The sequence below is a fragment of the Enterococcus sp. BWT-B8 genome, assembly GCF_020567625.1.
Taxonomy (GTDB): Bacteria; Bacillota; Bacilli; order Lactobacillales; family Enterococcaceae; genus Enterococcus_L.
Genome location: NZ_JAJDJV010000013.1, coordinates 77,698 through 97,274, shown reverse-complemented (window position 1 = coordinate 97,274; position 19,577 = coordinate 77,698). Strand labels below are relative to the sequence as shown.

At 38.7% G+C, this 19,577-nt stretch carries 17 protein-coding genes and 2 pseudogenes; 3 read left to right on the top strand and 16 right to left on the bottom strand.

Going from position 1 to position 19,577, the window contains the following annotated elements; all coding sequences use genetic code 11:
- Window positions 1–19: 19 nt before the first annotated feature.
- From LI951_RS15440 to LI951_RS12345, 6 genes and pseudogenes are all read right to left on the bottom strand, one after another.
- Window positions 20–364 (bottom strand): annotated as a pseudogene (locus LI951_RS15440) (lactose/cellobiose PTS transporter subunit IIB); the annotation flags it as partial.
- A gap of 26 nt (window positions 365–390) precedes the next feature.
- Window positions 391–1,561 (bottom strand): annotated as a pseudogene (locus LI951_RS12365) (PTS transporter subunit EIIC); the annotation flags it as partial.
- A gap of 365 nt (window positions 1,562–1,926) precedes the next feature.
- On the bottom strand, window positions 1,927–2,898 hold the full coding sequence (locus LI951_RS12360) for a sensor histidine kinase (protein ID WP_229442375.1): 972 nt from the start codon (window positions 2,896–2,898) through the stop codon (window positions 1,927–1,929).
- Between the two features lie 367 nt (window positions 2,899–3,265).
- Window positions 3,266–3,436 carry a hypothetical protein gene (locus tag LI951_RS12355; protein WP_229442374.1) on the bottom strand — a complete coding sequence of 57 codons (171 nt, stop codon included), beginning with the start codon at window positions 3,434–3,436 and terminating at the stop codon, window positions 3,266–3,268.
- A complete protein-coding gene (locus tag LI951_RS12350) occupies window positions 3,433–3,579 on the bottom strand; it encodes a hypothetical protein (RefSeq protein WP_229442373.1) in 147 nt (48 codons plus the stop codon). The genes LI951_RS12355 and LI951_RS12350 overlap by 4 nt, the downstream gene beginning before the upstream one ends.
- Before the next feature lie 468 nt (window positions 3,580–4,047).
- The gene (locus tag LI951_RS12345) at window positions 4,048–4,197 is read right to left on the bottom strand and encodes a hypothetical protein (RefSeq protein ID WP_229442372.1); all 150 of its coding nucleotides are present in this window, start codon (window positions 4,195–4,197) and stop codon (window positions 4,048–4,050) included.
- Between the two features lie 206 nt (window positions 4,198–4,403).
- Between LI951_RS12345 and LI951_RS12340 the strand changes: the two genes are divergently transcribed.
- Window positions 4,404–5,165, top strand: a complete 762-nt coding sequence (locus LI951_RS12340; protein ID WP_229442371.1) for an ABC transporter ATP-binding protein — start codon at window positions 4,404–4,406, stop codon at window positions 5,163–5,165.
- Window positions 5,158–6,741: an ABC transporter gene (locus tag LI951_RS12335; RefSeq protein WP_229442370.1), complete on the top strand. Its 1,584-nt coding sequence runs from the start codon at window positions 5,158–5,160 to the stop codon at window positions 6,739–6,741. The genes LI951_RS12340 and LI951_RS12335 overlap by 8 nt, the downstream gene beginning before the upstream one ends.
- A 207-nt stretch (window positions 6,742–6,948) precedes the next feature.
- Here the strand turns inward: LI951_RS12335 and LI951_RS12330 are convergent, their stop codons facing one another.
- The 3 genes from LI951_RS12330 to LI951_RS12320 form a co-directional block, all read right to left on the bottom strand.
- A complete protein-coding gene (locus LI951_RS12330) occupies window positions 6,949–7,308 on the bottom strand; it encodes a hypothetical protein (RefSeq protein ID WP_202067651.1) in 360 nt (119 codons plus the stop codon).
- A 768-nt stretch (window positions 7,309–8,076) separates the two neighbouring features.
- A complete protein-coding gene (locus LI951_RS12325) occupies window positions 8,077–8,934 on the bottom strand; it encodes an AraC family transcriptional regulator (RefSeq protein WP_229442369.1) in 858 nt (285 codons plus the stop codon).
- A 318-nt stretch (window positions 8,935–9,252) separates the two neighbouring features.
- Window positions 9,253–10,770, bottom strand: coding sequence for a flavocytochrome c (locus LI951_RS12320; protein ID WP_229442388.1), 1,518 nt, complete (start codon window positions 10,768–10,770; stop codon window positions 9,253–9,255).
- A 398-nt stretch (window positions 10,771–11,168) separates the two neighbouring features.
- Between LI951_RS12320 and LI951_RS12315 the strand changes: the two genes are divergently transcribed.
- The gene (locus LI951_RS12315; RefSeq protein ID WP_202067649.1) at window positions 11,169–11,705 is read left to right on the top strand and encodes a hypothetical protein; all 537 of its coding nucleotides are present in this window, start codon (window positions 11,169–11,171) and stop codon (window positions 11,703–11,705) included.
- On the opposite strand, the gene LI951_RS12310 is transcribed toward LI951_RS12315, so the two are convergent.
- From LI951_RS12310 to LI951_RS12280, 7 genes are all read right to left on the bottom strand, one after another.
- A complete protein-coding gene (locus LI951_RS12310) occupies window positions 11,645–12,295 on the bottom strand; it encodes a hypothetical protein (protein ID WP_202067648.1) in 651 nt (216 codons plus the stop codon). The genes LI951_RS12315 and LI951_RS12310 overlap by 61 nt on opposite strands.
- Before the next feature lie 67 nt (window positions 12,296–12,362).
- Window positions 12,363–12,806 carry a hypothetical protein gene (locus tag LI951_RS12305; RefSeq protein WP_229442368.1) on the bottom strand — a complete coding sequence of 148 codons (444 nt, stop codon included), beginning with the start codon at window positions 12,804–12,806 and terminating at the stop codon, window positions 12,363–12,365.
- 95 nt (window positions 12,807–12,901) lie between these two features.
- Window positions 12,902–15,583: a hypothetical protein gene (locus LI951_RS12300; protein ID WP_229442367.1), complete on the bottom strand. Its 2,682-nt coding sequence runs from the start codon at window positions 15,581–15,583 to the stop codon at window positions 12,902–12,904.
- A 523-nt stretch (window positions 15,584–16,106) separates the two neighbouring features.
- Window positions 16,107–17,849, bottom strand: coding sequence for a class I mannose-6-phosphate isomerase (locus LI951_RS12295; protein WP_229442366.1), 1,743 nt, complete (start codon window positions 17,847–17,849; stop codon window positions 16,107–16,109).
- On the bottom strand, window positions 17,809–18,363 hold the full coding sequence (locus LI951_RS12290; protein WP_202067645.1) for a glucose-6-phosphate isomerase family protein: 555 nt from the start codon (window positions 18,361–18,363) through the stop codon (window positions 17,809–17,811). The genes LI951_RS12295 and LI951_RS12290 overlap by 41 nt, the downstream gene beginning before the upstream one ends.
- A 14-nt stretch (window positions 18,364–18,377) precedes the next feature.
- Window positions 18,378–19,154, bottom strand: coding sequence for a glucose-6-phosphate isomerase family protein (locus LI951_RS12285; protein WP_229442365.1), 777 nt, complete (start codon window positions 19,152–19,154; stop codon window positions 18,378–18,380).
- Window positions 19,144–19,551: a hypothetical protein gene (locus LI951_RS12280; RefSeq protein WP_324254790.1), complete on the bottom strand. Its 408-nt coding sequence runs from the start codon at window positions 19,549–19,551 to the stop codon at window positions 19,144–19,146. Before LI951_RS12280 ends, LI951_RS12285 begins: the two co-directional genes overlap by 11 nt.
- Window positions 19,552–19,577: the final 26 nt, after the last annotated feature.

The window sequence follows — 19,577 nt, the reverse complement described above, 5'->3', positions numbered from 1 at the left end:
TTTTTTACTTAATACCGAACTAAATGACTCTTAAAACAAAATCTACTGCACCTTTCGGATCACGTGTAAGATTGATGTATTCTGCTCCTTTCGTCGCAATCACCTTCACACCTAACTTGTCAGCATCCTTTTTAATGTCTTCCAGGTAAGAATTTATCTGAGGCGCCAAAACTATTAAATCAAAATTTTTCATAATATCGTAATGAGAGCCGTATGCTCCCGCTTGAGCTGAGATAGCAATTCCGGTTTCTTTTGCCCCTTCTTCCAGTGCCTTCGCCAGCATGGTACTCGTTCCAGCTCCGGCACATAACACCAGTACTTTTTCCCCATCCCTGATTTTTTCCTTTTCAGCTTCTGTAACAGCAGTAATTATATCCCCAACCTGCTTTTGCTCCTCTGCAATTTCTTCCTCAACTTCAGCAATCCCACTGTTCACAGCTTCTTCTTCAAGCAGCACCGCATCATAGGCTTTAATAAACGGCAAGTAAATCACTGCATCTACAAAAATCAATACAAGCATCAGTACAATTGCCAGCAGACTGAAACCCGTCCCCATAATAAGTCCAATGGGTGCCGGTGTCGCCCAAGGCAGAACAGAAATAAAGCTGTTCATTTTCAAAATATCCACAAAAAATTTAAAAACCCAGACATTGGCAATGGGAGTCAGTAAAAACGGAATCAGAAAATATGGATTTAAAATTATTGGTGTCGCAAACAGCAGCGGTTCATTTACAGCAAACGAAACTGGAATAAATGAAGCTTTTCCGACTGCCTTTAATTGTTTTGACTTGGCAAACAGCATAAACAGAAACGGTACAACTAGCGTGGCTCCTGTTCCGCCCATCGTTCCGACAAAATTACCCAGTCCAACTGTCAAAACCTTGGAAGCCTGCTCACCATTTTTAAAAAGTTCAAAGTTTGTTTCTACATTCGCATAAATAATTGCAGCAATTGCCGGTTCAACGATCGACGGACCATGGACACCGACAAACCAAAACATAGCCATAGCTCCCCAGATAATCGCAATCCCAACATAGCCGTCTGCAGCACCAAATAACGGCTGCAGAAAGGTAATCACTACTTCGGCAAAAGAGCCGTTTGTAAATATTCGAATTACTGTGTCTATGATTACCGCTGAAAATACAGCAAGAGAAAAAGGGATAATATCGCGAAACATTTAGGTAATCGTACCAGGCACTTCTTTTGGCATACGAATGATAAGATCTCGTCTCACACAAAACTTATAGATATTTACCGTCAGAAAAGCTGCAATAAAAGAAGCAATCAGTCCTTTTGTCCCCATGTAATCAGTAGAAACTCCTCCGTCTATCTGGTTCGCTCCCAGCATCAGAAAACCGCAGATAGAAGCCAGCATAACAGAAATCTCATTCATCTGTTTATCTGAATCACTCAGCCGACGATTCATTGAATTAGCCAGACAGCGAGCTGTTGTAGCTGTAACAAGCAATCCGACAAAGCCCATGGAATATCCGTAAACCTTCCACAGCCAGTTTGAGAATTTTTCAGGCAGCGCAATATTAAAGACCTCCGGAACAGCAGCAAATTCATTGAGAGTGGGACAGAAATAAAGTTCCAAACGATCTTTGTATATCCCCCGAATAAACGGCGGTACAAAAGCAAAAATTCTTTTTGCGACGAGTAACCGCAGGAGCAGCTCCAGGTTCTTCACCGAGTAGATAACAGGACTTCATCTACTCTACTAAAGCAATCCCAGTGAAGCGCCCGTCAACTCTCGTATGTTCCCTACGTAGAAATTGATGTGATCGAAACACAGCGTAGTGTATCAATTCATAGCTATTCATTTTATGAATCGTGTTTCTTGACAATTTTCGGATATTCTTTCTTAATTCTTGGAGCTGATTGCTTTTATCCCGAGCTAGACTGAAAAGAGCGATTATTCTATATCTAAGACTGCTGTTTTGGAAACTCTACTGAGGCAGTCGTTCCTTGTCCTTCAGATGAGTCAATTTCAACCATAATTCCCAAGGGATTAGCAGCCAGTTCAACAAGGTACAGGCCCATTCCTGCAGCTTCTCCTGAATTTCGTCCGTTTTCACCAGTGAAAAACGGCTGCCAGACACGAAACAAATCTTCTCTTGGAATTCCTATGCCAAAATCATTAATTATCACGTTTGGTTTCTCATCTAAAAGCTTAGTCTCAATCAAAATATTTCCTTTTGGATGAGAATATTTAATCGCATTAATCAACAGTTGTTCAATAATAAAAAACAACCATTTTTCATCAGTAATTACTATTATATCTTCATCCAAATGCACTACAGGATACGTCTCATACTGAATAAAATAATTCTTCTGTGCATTGATCACTTTATTCACTATCTCTGAAAGTGAGACCTGCTTCAACACAAAATCTTTTTCTATCCCCTCCACCAATCTGGCTTCATTTAAAGCCAGATCCAAGCCGCTTTTCAGTCGCTGTGTTTCTGCCAATACAGCATCACTGTCCAGCTGATTTTCCTGTGCCAGCATTTCCAGCACAGTGAGCGGTGTCTTCATCTGATGGACCCAAAGATTCATAAACGTTACTTGCTGCTCCCGCTTCTCACTCTGAATCATCAGATCGATCTCCTGGTCCTTCAATACCTTGCTGACCTTTCTCTGAATAGCTAAACTTTCCGGATTCGTATCTCCAGATGCTATTCTGTTTGTCTGACCGCTTAAAAATGCATAAAGCTGGCGTTTCATGTAATAATCAACTGCGAAATACACTAGAAAAAGAAAGCTCCCCACCCCCATTAGATAGGCGGTTAGTTGCCAGTTGAATGTCTCTGTCAAACCAGAGATGAAAAAAACAAATAGAAAAATTCCACAACACAGCAAAAATTTAATCCAGTAGTTTTTGATATATAGTTTCATTATTCACCTTTCCAATCCATTTGATATCCTTTATTTCGTATCGCTTTTATTTTATTCGGCAGTCCCATATCCTCCATTTTTTTGAAGACCTTTCCTATTGACAGGCAGCGTACTGTCATCAATAAAACGCTGACCATCCCACAGTTTCATTAATAAGTTTTCCTGCTTAACAACATTGGGGCATGCTGAATCAGCAGTTCCAGAAGCACATCTTCTTTTTCATCAAAGACTCGTGTTTTCCATGCTAGTGAACCTCCAGCCGTTCTGAAAAATACTTCAGCTCATGATAGATAAAAATCCGTTCCCCCACTACCAAATATTCTCCATAAACCAGTTGCAGCTGGCTTTTAATTTGGGCAATCAGTACTTATGTATCCGCTGGTTTCCCCAAATAATCATCCCTGCCATACTCCATTGCCATAACCTGATCCATTGAATAATCCCGAGCAGACAAAATAATAATCGGCACATTTGACTGTTTACGAGTTTCTCTGATCCAGTAAAAACTGTCAAAATCTGGCGGATTGATGTCCATCAACCAAAATCAGGCTGCTGCTGTTGAAATTCATTTTTCAAATGTTCAAACTCATTTGCCGGAACCACTTCAAAGGCGTATTTTTCAATAGCAGTCTGAAGCAAGCGGGGCAATGCCGCATCATCCTCAATCAAATGAACTCTCATTCATCCCCTCCATTTCAGTATAACAATTCCCTACTCCTGCCTCTCATATTAGATTTTAACAAAACAAAAGGAAGAAAGCGAAAAAAACAAGAAAAGGAATAGTATTTTTTTGAACTATTCGTATATCCTAGTGAATATTAAAGCAAAATTCATGTTAAGTTTATTTTAAAACCAATAAATATAATATTTCTTCTGAAAAATGAAATTGAGTATAGGGGAAAGTTGAATAACTTTCCGCCCCTCTCACATCACCTAGTATATCGCCCGAATTAAATCTAATCTAAGAAACGTACAGCCAACACGGGAGCAACTTAGCAAAGAACGCCGATTTCATCCCTAACTGGAATCAAACCAACTGGAACTATCCGTGTAAAACAGCTGTTGATTCCCAAATTTCCTTTGACACTGCAAAAATTCTTGATCATCCAATCTTTTCATTTCCACTAATTCAAACATAAATCCTATCATTTAACGAAATCCAGCAATCCCTACATGCAGACTTTCTATCATAATGCCGGCATCTCCCAGATACCCCGAGTCAATTAATCCAAGTTCCTCATTTAGTTTGTCTTTGTCCAAGCCTTGGTTACAATGAAGCAGAGCTGTACGAATCAGCACCTTAAGCTGTTCTTTGGAATTTTCCGTGCCAATATCTGTTTTAGCCAGACAGTCAGATTGTCTTTTAAATCCTTTTGCTTCAAATTTACTTATATCTTTGCGACAATACTATTTGAAAAAAATTCAACACATATTCGCTTTCCAAAAATACCAAGCTGCACGTATAATGAAAGAGGAAGTATTTAATAAGAAAAGGTGGGATGTATATGATCGAATTAGTAAATGTCAGTAAAAGCTATGGCACAAAGCAAGCACTGAAAGATTTAACTTTAACAATCAGACCGGGGGAAATTTTTGGCTTTCTTGGACACAACGGTGCCGGTAAATCAACGACCATTAAGAGCTTGGTCAGTGTCATTGAGCCCACAACAGGCACAATCACAATTGATGGGCTGGAACTGAAAGCAAACAGAATTGCCATTAAAAAGAAAATAGCCTATGTTGCAGATACACCGGATATCTTCCTGCAGTTAACAGCAGGTGAATATTGGGATTTAATTGCAGCAGCTTACGAAATTGAGATAGGACAGAAACAGCAGCGGTTAAATGAGCTGGCAATTTTGTTTGATATGCTGAGTCATCAGGACGAAACCCTGGCAAGCTTTTCCCATGGGATGCGTCAAAAGACAATTGTTATCGGTGCCCTGCTGCCTGATCCTGATATTTGGATTTTAGATGAACCGATGCAGGGATTGGATCCTCAAGCTGCGTTTGATTTAAAAGAATTGATGAAAGCTCATGCACAAAAGGGAAAAACTGTCATTTTTTCTACACACGCTCTTGATACAGCACAGCAGTTGTGTGATGAATTAGCTATTTTGAAAAAGGGTGCGCTGATTTATAACGGTTCTGTCAAACAGCTTTTGGAACAATCTCCGAATGAATCCCTAGAAGCAATTTATCTGAAGATGGCTGGACGTCAGTCAGATACGCTGCTGGAAAGCATTGAGGATAACGAACATGAATAAGCTGCAGCTTTCAGAATTGGTGCGCACAAATTTACGTTATGCCAATCCTCAGATTACTGACAAGCTCCGCAGAAAAGGAAAAAGCGGAAAAGAACTGACACGTTCTCTGATTAATCAGTATCTGTTTTCCGGCGTTGCATTTTTATTCATCTACGGTACTACGATGTTTATGCTGGATTTCAGCAAACTGCCGGGATTCTTTACTTATTACGTGGCATTATTCACCATCTTAGCATTTTCACAGGGAATTTCTGTGATTTATAATATCTTTTTTGAAAGCCGGGACCTTCCTGCTTATCTTCCCCTGCCATTTAGTCAGGGTACGATTTTTCTGTCAAAAATTTTAGTAGTGACAATGACCGTTTCACCCTTTGTATTTCCCATGTTCATTGTCTTTATGATGACCGGCTGGCGTTCAGGAATTTTTATGCCGCTGACTATCCTACTATCACTTTTGCTGTTCCTCCTTATTCTGGCTATCGTTTTTACTTTTTGTTCTCTCATTGTTTTTGGTTTAACTAGAACCAGCTTTTTCAAAAAGCATAAAAAAGTGGTAACCAGTTTATTATTGGGGCTTTCCATGACTATTGCAGTCATCGGGATTGTCTGGATGAATATGGAAAGCTCTTCAACAGGGATAGAGCAGATGGACCGCAATCCAATTATATTTTTTATGCCGATTTTCCATATCAGTGCAACACCATTTTCAACAGCTGGATTAATTAGTTTTGCAGGGCTTTTAGGGCTTCTTCTGGTATTGTTTGAAGGAATCAAATTACTGATTTTACCAAGACTTTACGAACAGCTGACTGAGGCATCTGCCGCAAAAGGAAACATTCGACGTACGTATAAAGCCAACCAAAGCTTATCCCAATTGTATATCAGCTACAATCTCCAGTTGTTAAAAGAACCAAATTTGATCATGCAGGTACTTTCCAATTCTCTGCTGATGCCGATTATCTTCATTGTTACATTTGCAATCGGCGGAATGCTGAATTTAAGTGCACTAGACATTCGTTTTATTGGTGTCGTTTTTCTTGCGGGCGCAGCCATAGCTGCGATGACAGTTAATCAGACTTCCTTTATCAGTAATCTGATTTCATTGGATCAGGAAAATTTTACGTTTTTACAATCCCTGCCAATCTCCATGCATTATTATATGAAACAGAAATTTTTAGTTGGTTTGATTATTCAAAGCATTCTAACCGGAGCGATTTCATTAATTGCAGGTTTTGTTTTCAAACTACCGCCAGCTTTAATTATCGCTCTTTTAGCCGGTGCACTCTTGGGATGCTTCTTGTTCTGTCTGCGTTTTTTTTCTAGGGATTATCAATTTCTTTTGCTGGACTGGACAAGTATCACTCAGCTGTTTAACAGGGGTTCCGGCAGTGTCGGCCTTGTTGTTACTATGCTGGGAACTATATTCGGCAGTATTCTGGTTCTTACAGCTTATGGATTTGCCACAGCATTTCTGCCTTTCTGGCCGCTGAACCTGTTTGTTCTTGCTGTACTTTTCCTTTTTATCTTTCTATGGATTCGCCACTATCGTAAAAAATTCTGGCATCAGTTTAAATAAACAGGAATGGACAGTCAAAGCTCTTTCTCGGATTTTTCATCCGATTCCGGACTTTGGCTGTTTTTTTCTTCATCCTCTGTATAATATCCATACGCATTTTATAATTAAGTACACTACGATTCTTTAACTGAATAGCATAAATAAGCACTGGTTTTCAGATTTTTATATCTAAAAACCAGTGCTTATTTTTTTTACCTGCTGCCATGTTTATTCTAAATATGCAAGTTTTACAGATGAATAGATAAACGTATCGCCATCCTCTGCTCTTTTCAAAATAACAGCAAAAGAAGCAGAGCCGTCCATCTCTCCTGTCGGAAGAGGAAATACCAACGGTGCTACTCTCAGCCGTGTATATTCTCCAAACATCTGATCAAAATCATCGAGCGCAAAATCCACAAGATCATCAATCTCTTCAATAAATCCTGTAACCGTTCCAAAAATCCGATCGTTCGCTTTCTTATTTTCACCATATTTCTTTCTCAAAGACGCTTTGTACTCTTCCACTGTCATAAAACAAAAAATCCAATCCAACGGTTGAGCCAAAAAATATTTGTAAACCCTAAACATTCCTATCCCTCCCTCTTTCTATACTTTAAATCGGCAGCCAGCTCTATCTCTATACTGCTCTGCGAAAATCTATTTTCTCTGACCTGAATCAGCTTAAAAGATGACTATCTCAATAACCTGGAATGATTTTTCTTATACGAAAAATACTTGCTTATTAAAACTACACCATCAAAGTCCTGTTAGTCAACCTTACAGTTGAAATTTTGTTCTGTTATTTATCAAATAATGTGGAAAAACAAGAGAAATCCTACTCTTTTTATGATTATCTATTCCTTTCCACCTTTCATAATCGTTATATAATAATTGTGTTTACACTGCTTTTATTAATTACTGCCACGCAATTTTAAAGGACGAAACATGCATCATAATTTATTAATGAGCTGCAACAAAAAACTTCCCTATTCAGGAAGTCTAAAAAATAAATGTAAGATGAGCTCAGACAGCACTTCAATGGCTGCACCGAATAATTTTCTCATGCACAACACCTCTTACCCTGAACTATACCGCAGAAATAATGACGTGTGAATACGACTTAAGTCTGAACTCAAGTGAATCAGAAACAGCTTCCTCTTTATACTTTTACACATCATTCTTGCTACGATACAAGTTTGCAGCACATTAGAAAACAGAAAAACACGAATCAGATTTAGGGGAACTGCCCATGTACTGATTCGTATTTCCGTAGTAATTTTCCTTTTAATGTTCATTAAGTGAGAAGTATTTCTGAAAAGTATGAATCGCTTATCTTCACTGCGATTTACACTATTTTTATTTTCTCTTTACAGCAATCCATAGTTCACTGTATAACTCTTTTTTATCTTCAAACTTCGTGAATGAAATCTCCGGTGCTTCGACAAGCTCATAATCAGAAGACGGCAGCCATTCTGAATAGATTTTTCCCCATGTCTCCTGTAAGGTTGCTGGAAATGGTCCCTCATTTGGAAATATAGCCCACAAATTCGCCGGTACTCGTATCAATTCCAATGTTTCCGGCTTCTTTTCACTAGTAGTTAAGAATCCTATTAAATGAATGAGCTCCCCCTTCTCTTCCATCCGCCCCTCACTAAAGCCATAGGAAGCATTCATAACCTGATGAGGATAGAGATCTCCCAACTCATGCATCTCTTTCCGTTGTTTCTCCGTAATTGACTGCGCCAGTTCAACAATTACATTATTCTCCCCTTCAAATTGAATTGGAGCCTTCTTAGTAACCCCCACTAGATTAAAAGCTTCTTTTTTCTCAAGTTTTACATGCATTGATTCTCCTCCTTGAACTGTAATAAAAAAGGAGCATTTGGGAAAAGTCTTCTGCAGACCGCTTTTGCTGACTTCCGACGGCAGATATCCCGTCCAGTCACGAAACGCTCTTGAAAATCCTTCGATTGACTGATATCCGTATTTGAAAGCTACAGCGGTGACTTTCTCCCCTTTTACCAAATCGAGATTTGCAGATGCCAGCTTTCGATTTTTAATATATTCACTCAAGGGCATACCCGCAATAAAAGAAAAGGTTCTCCTGAGATGATACTCTGACAGCCCAATACGTTTAGCTTCATCTTCAATAAAAAGTTCTTCTGTCAGATGCTGTTCGATGTAGTCCATCAACTGATTTAACTGCTGCAGCATGTTCTTCCCCCCTTTCTCCTATCTTTATCTTAATAAATAAATCAATGGTGTACTTGATAATTGCTGAACAAATTTTATCGATTTCATTCCTTTCTGTACCTATCTTCTAAGTGATTCCTCAAAATTATAGTCAATGCTATGCGGAAAATCAATAAAGTTACTAACTGAATAAAAAAACAGCTTAGACTATCAGAAACTTTCTATCCAGTTACCAAGCAGGAAGGAACAGATAGAAGGGGATATGATAATCAAAAAACTGTAAATAGACATCTGCCAAGCAGAGCTACTTACAGTTATTCACGCATTCATGAAGATAAATTATTCAGCTGCTTTTCCAGCAAATTCAGCAGATTTTGTTCCCGCCTGACGTCCGAATACAATAATATCTGCAACAGCATTTCCGCCAATTCGATTCTGACCATGAATTCCACCCGTCAGTTCGCCGGCAGCATACAAACCTTCAATTGCTGAGCCATCTTCTTTTAAGACCTGTGTGTCCTTATTAATTTTCACGCCGCCCATTGTATGGTGAATACCGGGAGCTATTTGAATCGCATAGTAAGGTGCTTCTGTTAAGTCATAATCCATCGCAGTTTCTCGGCCAAAGTCCGGGTCCTTCTGATCTTTCACTGCTTTGTTCCATGTATCCAACGAAGCTTTCAATATCTCAGGTTCTGCATCAATTTTTTCTGCCAATGCTTCAATCGTATCTGCCTCTATAACTACGCCTTGCTCTTTATAATACTCCAGCTGTTTCGCCCGATTTGCCAAAGCATCATCAAAAATCAAATAAGCATAACCTTCAGGTAAATCAGTAATTGCCGCAGATACATTATCTCTTGTTTCAAGCTCATTATAGAAACGTTCTCCCTGCTGATTCACAAGGATGGCACCTTCTCCACGAACGGTTTCACTGATCAGCATTCCTGTTTCCTGAACAACTGTTGGGTGAACCTGAATCTGATCCATATCCACGGTTGCTCCGCCCAGCTTTTCAATCATTGTGATACCGTCACCGGTACTGCCTTCAGATGTTGTACTCACATATCCTTTCAAATCCGGACGATATTTTTCAATCATTTCTTTGTTTGAACCATATCCTCCAGTAGTTATAATCAGAGCATCTCCAGAAACTGTTTTTGTTTCACCCTCAACATCAACTTCCACTCCCGTTACTTTTCCGTCTTTTTCATTTATCTTAGTAACTGTTGAATTGACAAATATCGGAATTTCCTGTTCATGAATATTTCTAATCAAGCCGGCAACCAGATACGTGCCTACTGCTGAACCGTCTGTCGGGCGGTGAATTCGTTTCACACTCGCTCCGCCGCTGTAACTGATATTATCAAGTGTAATCCCCATTGAATCCAGCCACTCAATACCAGCTGCAGAGTTATCTACAAGATAACGCAGCAATTCTTTATCGTTGGTTCCTTTTCCACCAGTCAGCGTATCTTCATAGAAAAGATCATTGCTGTCTTCAATCCCCTGTTCTTTCTGAAATTTTGTTTCAGAAGCGTTCATCCCACCAGAGGATTTCAGTGTATTCCCTCCGGCAAAAGGCATCTTCTCAAAAATTACCGGATTCATTCCAGCTTCTTTTGCTGATAAAGCTGCCGCCATTCCAGCTCCGCCTGCACCCACAATAACAATATCATACTCATCTTCCAGCTTGCTTGGATCTGTGTACTCCTGCTGAGATGCACCTGAGACCGTTTCAGCTGAGCTTCCAGTTGAACTTGAAGAACTCCCGCTGCTTTCTTTTGTTGTGTTGCCGCCTCCGCAAGCACCCAAAAGCAGCACTGCCGAGAACCCCAAAATGCAGTTTTTTACCATTCCTTTTTTCACGTTGATTCCCCCTAAAACTTTTTTTCATACAATACTATAAATGACAAATTCGTGATCAGATTCACAAATGTATGTCCAAAAAATAAATATTTCCTTTTTTTAAATAAGGTCGCCTTTATACTCCTGTTTCAACTATTTGTTTGAATGGAGCTAGGCAGTCATTCGCTATTCAGTTATACATAATAAAGTATATTTGTTTATTCAAGATTAGACAAGTGATTTACTGCACATACTGAAATAAATGAGGATATTTTCAGTTCTCTCTCAGCCAATCATTATACAATTAGGTCAGCCATTCAGAATCACTGCGATGTGTTTCAAATGCTGTATAGCTTTTATATTTTATATAAACTAAATATATAGCACATCTTGTATGATCTTCGAACATGCAACAAGCAAATGTTCCTGCACAAATAAGACTCACGGTTCCAAGAATTGTTTCTCAGCTTTTGATAGAATCGAAAAAAAGACAAAGGAAGATTCCCCTGCCTCTTCGTTCATCTTCTTTGCTCTTTCTGTTACTTGCCCGAGCAAACAGCAGAAGTACGACAATTCTAATGAACATTAATAAATATAGGCTATGTTCACCAGCATTTGGTAGCCGCCCTCCAAAAATAGTATCTTCTTTTGGTGAAGCAGGTTCCTCTGAAGGTTCGGTTGAATCAGACTCTTCTGGAATCACAGAGCTCTCAGTAGTTATTCCTCTTCCAACTTTCCCACTAATTTCAACCGAAGCACTGTTGGCATTAGTTGAACCAGGAAAATCCAAGAGAAAAAATCACGAGAATGATAAAGAGTATTCTGTTAGACCAGTGCTTTTTCATTGTGACCTCTCCCTCAGAATTGCTGCTATAATGCTTAATTATCTGCCGATTGTTGTACCGTCAGCTTGTACAGAAGCAAATTTCAATGTTAATGTATAGTTTTCTGATTCTGCAACTGCCGGTGCATTTTCAACTGTTCCTGTATAGTGGAATGTGGCTTCGCTTCCATATGTATCTGCAGCGTCACTCACAAGATTCAGACGGCCTTCATTATTTGCCAGCGTCAGCCATGGCATTGCCGGCATTGATGCAACTGCTCCTCCATCAATCAAATTAACAGCTGCCGGAGTTGAAACCAAAGCAGTTGAAGCTGCTGCTGGATTAACCGTTAATTGTGTCACATAGTTTGGTGTTCCTGTCAGTGAAGACAGATAAACTGCGACACCGCGACCTGAATTATTTTGAATGCTGTAGTCAGCTGATTCAATCTCTGTATGATCTGAAGCAATTGTTGTATGGAATGCTGTCGCTGTATCAACCGTGATGTTAATCCAGTCATCTGAACCTTCCGGCAAATCAGTCTCCGGATCTGTGTTATCCATTTTTCCGATTGTTCCATTAATTTCAATGTCACCTGTATTAATTCCGTCAAATGTTTCTGCATTTGCAGTTGAGCCTGCTGCAGAAACTCCTGCAAATCCCGTACCTAAAACCATTGCTGCTGCGACTAATTTCTTATTTAATTTCATAAATGTGTTTCTCCTCTATAATTTTTTATTTATGTCAACAGAATGAATATTCTGCTAAACTCATTTCTTATGCTAAGACGTTAATCATAATGCTTGCTTGAACCTGCCCCTGCTTCTGTTTTGTTACCGGATCATAAATATTAAATGTTGCTGTTGCTGGATAGTCTCCTTTGGCCAGCGCTACATCTAATACAGCATTCTTTATCTCATAGCCCGGTTCAACAGCACCGGAAGAATATACTTCCTTACCATCTTCATCCAAAGCAATAACCACGTTGATTGGGTAAGCATTATGTTCAGGATTTTGAATATAGATATCTCCTTCTTCATTTCCAGAAGCAAAAGTTGCTTCCGGTTTGATGACCATATTGAACTTGCTGGCATCTACCATTTTCTGCTCGGCTGCTTTTATCTGTTTGTCCGTCATCTTCTGCGCTTCCTTTGCATCCGGCAGATAATCCCCGGATACTATCCGAACTGGTTCTTCCTGCTGTGTGAAATAGTAATACACACCGCCGCCAATCAGTAAAAATAATAACAGAGCCAGCCCTAACCATTTTTTCTTATTATTACTTGTTGTGTTCTGCTTTTCTATAATAATCTCTCCTATTCTGATTTTTCAAACCTCAGCGTCATTGTATAAGATGGCAATAGTACTTCTCCTACAGGATTAAAGAACTTTCCGCCAAAATCCAACTGCAGTTTATTTTCATCGGTTGTATTCATTATCCCGATCATTACCGGACTTATCTGAAGTTCCGGTGTTAGGAATATTTCACTGCTGGAAGCACCGCTCATTAAGAGCTTCAATGCTAATTGGTTGGAGGCGACTTGACCATTCATGTCCGGAAGTAATTTAAGATTTTCTGCTGCTTTATTTTTGGGGGTAAAACCTGTGACCTGAACAGCTGTGTCCACATTCCCCTGATTAACGACTTCATAGGAGGCGCCTTTACTATAAATTGTTCCAGCACTTTCAGTTGCTGCTTCTGAATTATCTGTACCAAACAACATCTCTACAGGTATTGACACATCAATATATTCACCATACTTTGTTTCAAATTCATAAACCAGCGGAAGTACAATCTCTCTACCGGAAACCGCTGTTGCTCTGACTCTGACATAATACGTTGCAGACGGACGCAAACCGATTAATTCTTCAGTAAACTGACTGTCATTATCCCCAAATCTATTTTCTACTGAAATACTTTCTGCATTTGAAAAATCACTGTTTCTGCTGTATTCCAGTTGAATCAGTGCATCCGTAAAGCTGGCACCGAAGTCAGCTGTCTGGTTTCCAGCAGGATTGTCTACGCCATTGCTAAAATCTGTCCATAAACCAGTGTTGTTGGCAAAAGCACCAGAAATCTTCGCAGTTGTTTCCGTCAGATCTTCATCATTTATTATTTCCAATGACTTCAGACCAGGATCTGTGGCAAATGAAATCGGACCTGACCAGTCACCCTGACCGTTTGTATTTGAAACAACTACCTGCATCCAGTACTTCGTATTAGGATTTAGATCATCTGCATCGTAATTGTAGAATCCATCTGCTTGTTGAGATAAATCAGTCAGTGTATAAATATATTTTGCTTTTTCCGGCACACCGATATCCTTCTCTTCTGTAAAGAGATAATATATTACTTTAGTTGCAGGAAGTCCGTGATTTTCAGAGTTGACAGACAATGTCGCTCCCTGACTGCTTTCATCTGACACGCTTACAGAAAGAACGTCTGGTACCCACACACTGGAAAAAACCAATCGTTTGGAGGTTGCGAACGCACTTAATTCTGGCGCACTCAGTGTATCTCCTGATACATTTTGGTAAGTCGTATTCGAGACGTATAACGCTGTGTCCACTTTATTAAAGGTAGTGCTTGGCAGCTCTGTGGAGGCATTGCTATACGCATCCACTTTGATCCGGTTCGTTCCCCGAAAAGAAAGATTGCTGATTGCAGTATTGCTGCTTCGAATACCTAATGTTCCATCTGCTGTACCATTAAAAGCAGCTCTTTTTACATTATCGATATTCATTGAAAATGTTCCCAAAGTGCTTAAGGAAAACATTTGACCTTCTTCAACATTCATTTCATACACTGCACCTTCACCAACAGTCATTCCGCCTCTGGAGCTATACAAAGGAATTGATCCCTTTAAATCCAGTTGAACATTGGCATTTTTACCAAAACAAAAATCTGTCGCTGCACTCGTTCCTAAATTCGGATAGATAAACCGGCTTTTCACCGAGTTTGTTGATGTCTGCTTTACTTTTAATGTTCCATTATCTTCTACAATAATTGATTGGTCATAACTCGCTGCTGCACTGTAAAAAAAAGCATGGCTGGTTTCTACGTCAAATACTGCTCCCGAACGTACAACAACATTTATTGAACTGGCATAGGGACTATTGGAATTCGTCCCATGAGCGTAAATAAAGCCATAGCTAGCGGTAGTATTATGGTAAACATTGGTTATTCCAGACTCTACTTCTATGTAATTAGCCTCTGCCCATTCCTGAGAATATCCTGAGCCGGTTTGATTAAATGTATTGTTTCCTCTAAAAATAATCTTCCCATTTATATTGTATAACGGCTGACCGTTTGTAGTTATGTAATTGATATTTTCAAAAATCATGTTTATGTTTGGATTAGCATCGTAGCAGGTAATAATCCCATAGTAGCCGACAGCTCCTGAGCCGTCTGGGTTGCCAAAATTAATATTTTTCATCGTAACAGTTGCTCCTGTAACCTGTAGATAAAATCCTGCAGCAGCTAGTATACCTTTATTGTAAGTAATCGTATGACCCGCTCCATCTAAAACAAATCCATCATACAGAGGTAATGCTGTTGCAGCAATATCAATGTCAGCTGTCAGCCGAATTTCTTTTTTCTTGTCCGTCACAATATATGTTCTCAGTGTAGCCAAATCGCCAGCCAGCCAGTAACCATCTTCATCCTGTAATCCATCCGCAAAGGTTGAAGCTTTTTCTTTCGGAGGATCATCGTCTTCCTTATCTGAGAAAGTTTCTGTCGAGCTTGTTTCTATTTGATTTTCTTCTGTTGTTACTATTTCAGATTCGGGATCTGCTTCCGATGAAGACGCGGTCGTTTCTTCCAAGCCTTCCGAAGTTTCTATTTCCTGATTTACATCATCTGCCTGTTTTGCAGCTTCCGTGTTTACCTCGGTTGTTGGACTTCCTTCAGCAACTGGTTGAAAAACACTTAATCCTGAAACCCCTGTTCCATTCCCAAGCAATAAAATCGACATCAATAATGTAAGCTTGTTCAAAAACGTCCTCCTTTCTTCTATATGTGTTATTCCAAAAAGTCTTTTTCAGAAAAGTGACTTTATTTTAGATACTATATAATTGATGCTTCCATATCTATAAATGTCAATTAATTTTCATTTTCATTATAATTAATTGTTCATTTCACTATGTATTTTTTTAGATTTATCAGCAGAATATTCTTCCACTCGTACAAAAATACAATATTCCACAAACATTTTCAACATATTTTCAGTAAAAAAAAATAAAATTTTGAAATAATTAATAAATTAAACTCGTTTTTTATTAATAACAAACGTATTTTACCCTTGCAATCAACCAGCCTTCAATAAACAAGAGAGGTCGGGACAAAAACGATCAGCTCCGAGAATTAAGAAGGAATATCCGAAAATAGCTCCTCATATTTTCAGGATAGTTCGGCTTAATTCCGAAGGAGTTGTTTTTGTACCGCCGTTTATTCGGGTGTAGATATGAAGAGAGTTTGGAACTTTATTTCTGTCCCAAACTCCTCCTTACTCAGTAATCTTACCGTACAAATGCTTTGATTGTTTTAATTGTTTGACCTGCACTTGCACCACAAGGCTCTATTTCATAGTTGTCGATAGTTGCCGGAATAATAAATGTTTGAGCATATTGGATAAGAAACGGTTCAAATTTCCCTTCCGGACTAGTGACTAAAGCTTCGTCTCCTTCAATCAGATTCAACACGTTAACACTGCCATGATTCTCATGTCTCACTTTTTTACTAAAAGTATGGCGTCTTGTTTCAATAAATTCCGTTTCGTGAAGCCCCGTCTTTTCTTCAACCCAGCCTTCTCCTTGATCTATAATTGTAAACGGATTGATCAACTCTCGTTTGACCCACTGTTCATCCTTATAGATATCAATATTAGGTTCACCGTGATCGATATTGACAGGTCGAGGCAAACCATCAAAATCTACACGATCCCAGTCCCACAATTTAAAAGTAAAACGATTTGGAGTAGCGCTGATTTCTAAAATAACAGCATCTTTTCCGCTGGAATGAATCGTTCCAGCTGGGATAGAATAATGGTCATGTTTAGCCATCGTATGACGATAAATGTATTTTTCATCATCAAATCCTGTTTCGCCTTTTTCGGCTTCCTTTAAAGCATGGATCAGTTCTTCTTTTTTCACACCCTCATTCACGCCTAAATAGACAACAGCATCATTCTTTGCTTCTAGTACATAGTAACTTTCGTCCTGTGTATAATTGACACCAAATTCTTTTTGAGCATAGTCAACCTTTGGATGTACCTGCAAGCTGAGATTTTGTCCATCCATCGTATCCAAAAAATTAAAACGAATTGGAAACTCGTGACCAAAACGACCAAAAGCCCGTTCTCCCAGCAATTTTTCTGCATAATTAAAAACTAAATTATTTGCCGGAACTTCAACACATGTTCCTGAAAAATCCAACAATAGACTATTTTCCTCTGGGACACCATTAAAACTCCACGCCAAATTCTTCTCTGTTAAACCAACGCCGAATTGCTTCTGCATCCAAGTCCCACCCCAAACACCTGGATCAAAAAATGGTATTAAAGAAAAGGGCTGAGAAACAACTTCTGCCAATCCTTGCAAATAATCATCATAAGCAATCAATTTAGGACTTTGTTCATCATGAATATCTAGTAAATAATCAATGCTATCCACAATTTCTTGTTTATAACAATCTGCTAAAGGCCATTCAAAAAAATAGCCGCGTTTAATCATTTTTAGAGAATCTTCGCCTGCATTATTCGCCAACCAATTGCTATAATTCCCAGAACGGTAACGTTTTTGAACTTCCCATCTGGCTAGATCTACATAAATCACCATATCCACTTGCTCTAAAAGTGAGGCACCCATTCCATAAATGGCAGTGAATCCGCCTTTCTTCGTTTGTTCTTCCAAGCGTTTTGAGATATTTTTAACGTTTTCTTTATCAATGAAATCTGTTAATTTATGATGACTCATCAAACCAAATATTCGATCATCTGTTAAATTTTCCTGAATCCTCGTGTTGATCTCCTCTGCCTTTATAAACAGTTCATCCGCATGGAGCGTCATCGATGGTTGGAGTGGTGTAATAATTTTTTCCAGCAATAATTGCTCGTTAGTTACCGGATAACACTCAATCGCAAGTGTAAAATTCTTTTTATGTTCTGATTTTTGTTTTATAAAATAGACAATATCCTCATATGTTGTTAAAACAGATGCTTTTTTATTCATTTTTATCTTGGGACGTACAATTGATGATTTCAACAGCTTTCTCTCCATTCTTTATTACTCTGATTGGAAAATCACAATTCAGATAATCATGTCCTGATTCCGTTAACCAGCATGCACCGACAGATAATTTCTCAGTACCTGTATTAATCAGCCTATGACTCGTATTTCCAGGAATATAATGGACAGAACCTTCCTTGACTTCTTCTAATCGATAGGTCTTATCTTTAAAAACTAACAAAAGCAACCCTTCCCCTTTTAGTCCCCAGTAATATTCTCCAGTATCCTTTTTTTGATGGATATGTCCTTTAGTCATATGATATTCATTACCAATTTTTCCCGACATTATATGTGAAATTCCAAAAAATAAACCGCCATTTACACCTTCTATTAGACCATTATCATGGTATTCCACTTCATAAATGACTTTCTCAAAATCTTCCGATTCAGAAACCATTTGATAATAATTTGCATAATTTTTAAGCTTTGTTTGTTTACGTATCACGTCTTTTCCAGTTAAACAAACCTGCTCTTTATTAAAACAAATCATTTCCTCACTCCTTTTTATAGCTGAAAATTCTCCCATAAATGTCGATAATTTAGTGGTTTTGTAACAAACTCAAAAAGTGATGGTTGTTTTTCATACTGAACATATATATTTTCTTTTGATAAACCAAATTCAGGATATAGCCTTGTTGTTTTTTCTATCAATTTTGCTTCTCTGTAATGGTTGTTTTTCAACCATTTAACTTGATTATTTTCCATCACCGGATAAAAGGCCAGACCTTGTTTTTCTCTTATTTCTTTATACTCAAACGCATAATCACGAATACACCAGGCTCCAAAAAGCATTTTTTCATCTATGCTGGCATTAACTGTATAATGTGCCCAGTTTGGTGGAACAATCACGATATCTCCTTGTTTTGCTGCAATAACAATACAATGTCCAGGAACTTCACCTACAAATTCCTGCATATAAATATATGCCTGACCCTGTAAAATTTCGTATACTTCTGGTGTAGATGACTGACATGAGGGAGAAACGGCATGAATATGTCCTTGGCTGCGAACCAGCTCATTTCCAATTAACCCGTCATTATAGGCAACGATACCATAAAGCAGATTTCGTTTCTTTAAGTCTTTATAATGACCTTCTTTCCCTACATCCATTGCGATTGTGTATAATACTTCCGGTCCCTCAGCATGTTTATTCAATAAACTGCTGCGAATGTCATTTAAATGGCGCTTCTCTGCTCGTTCAGGATAAAATAGACCTTCACCAAATTCCAGCTTTAATTCTGCTTCATTCAACCAAATATTTAATCCAGAATTAAAACTCATCCTCACCCTCTCCTTTTTCGGGAACAATGGTATAATCTTGAATCGTTTCCCGTGCAGAATGGACTGCGTCCGAAATTAGCTCAGCAATTGGTTTTATTCCCCCAGACAGAACTAACTCAAGAATCAGCGGCAGATTCATCCCGCTGATTAAATGAACATTATTAATTTCGTTCAGCAAACTATACGCAGCGGCTCCCGGTGAACCTGAGGGGATATCACTGACAATGATAGTCTGTCCGTCAAAAGCATGGTCATGTAAAAATGATAGCTTTTTCTTAAAAGCTTCGATACCTTCCTCATCTAATTCTACTGCATAAAGCTCTGGCTGTTCACCGACAATAAATTCCGATGCTTTCTTCATACCGGAAGCAAGACCAAAGTGACTTACAAGTACAATTCGATTTTTCAGCTCTATCCGCTCCT

Excerpts from the sequence above, each read along its gene's own strand:
- LI951_RS12360 (WP_229442375.1), bottom strand. The coding sequence starts at position 2,898 with ATGAAACTATATATCAAAAACTACTGGATTAAATTTTTGCTGTGTTGT.
- LI951_RS12350 (WP_229442373.1), bottom strand. The coding sequence starts at position 3,579 with ATGAGAGTTCATTTGATTGAGGATGATGCGGCATTGCCCCGCTTGCTT.
- LI951_RS12340 (WP_229442371.1), top strand. The coding sequence starts at position 4,404 with ATGATCGAATTAGTAAATGTCAGTAAAAGCTATGGCACAAAGCAAGCA.
- LI951_RS12335 (WP_229442370.1), top strand. The coding sequence starts at position 5,158 with ATGAATAAGCTGCAGCTTTCAGAATTGGTGCGCACAAATTTACGTTAT.
- LI951_RS12330 (WP_202067651.1), bottom strand. The coding sequence starts at position 7,308 with ATGTTTAGGGTTTACAAATATTTTTTGGCTCAACCGTTGGATTGGATT.
- LI951_RS12325 (WP_229442369.1), bottom strand. The coding sequence starts at position 8,934 with ATGCTGCAGCAGTTAAATCAGTTGATGGACTACATCGAACAGCATCTG.
- LI951_RS12320 (WP_229442388.1), bottom strand. The coding sequence starts at position 10,770 with ATGGTAAAAAACTGCATTTTGGGGTTCTCGGCAGTGCTGCTTTTGGGT.
- LI951_RS12315 (WP_202067649.1), top strand. The coding sequence starts at position 11,169 with ATGCAACAAGCAAATGTTCCTGCACAAATAAGACTCACGGTTCCAAGA.
- LI951_RS12310 (WP_202067648.1), bottom strand. The coding sequence starts at position 12,295 with ATGAAATTAAATAAGAAATTAGTCGCAGCAGCAATGGTTTTAGGTACG.
- LI951_RS12290 (WP_202067645.1), bottom strand. The coding sequence starts at position 18,363 with ATGATTTGTTTTAATAAAGAGCAGGTTTGTTTAACTGGAAAAGACGTG.
- LI951_RS12285 (WP_229442365.1), bottom strand. The coding sequence starts at position 19,154 with ATGAGTTTTAATTCTGGATTAAATATTTGGTTGAATGAAGCAGAATTA.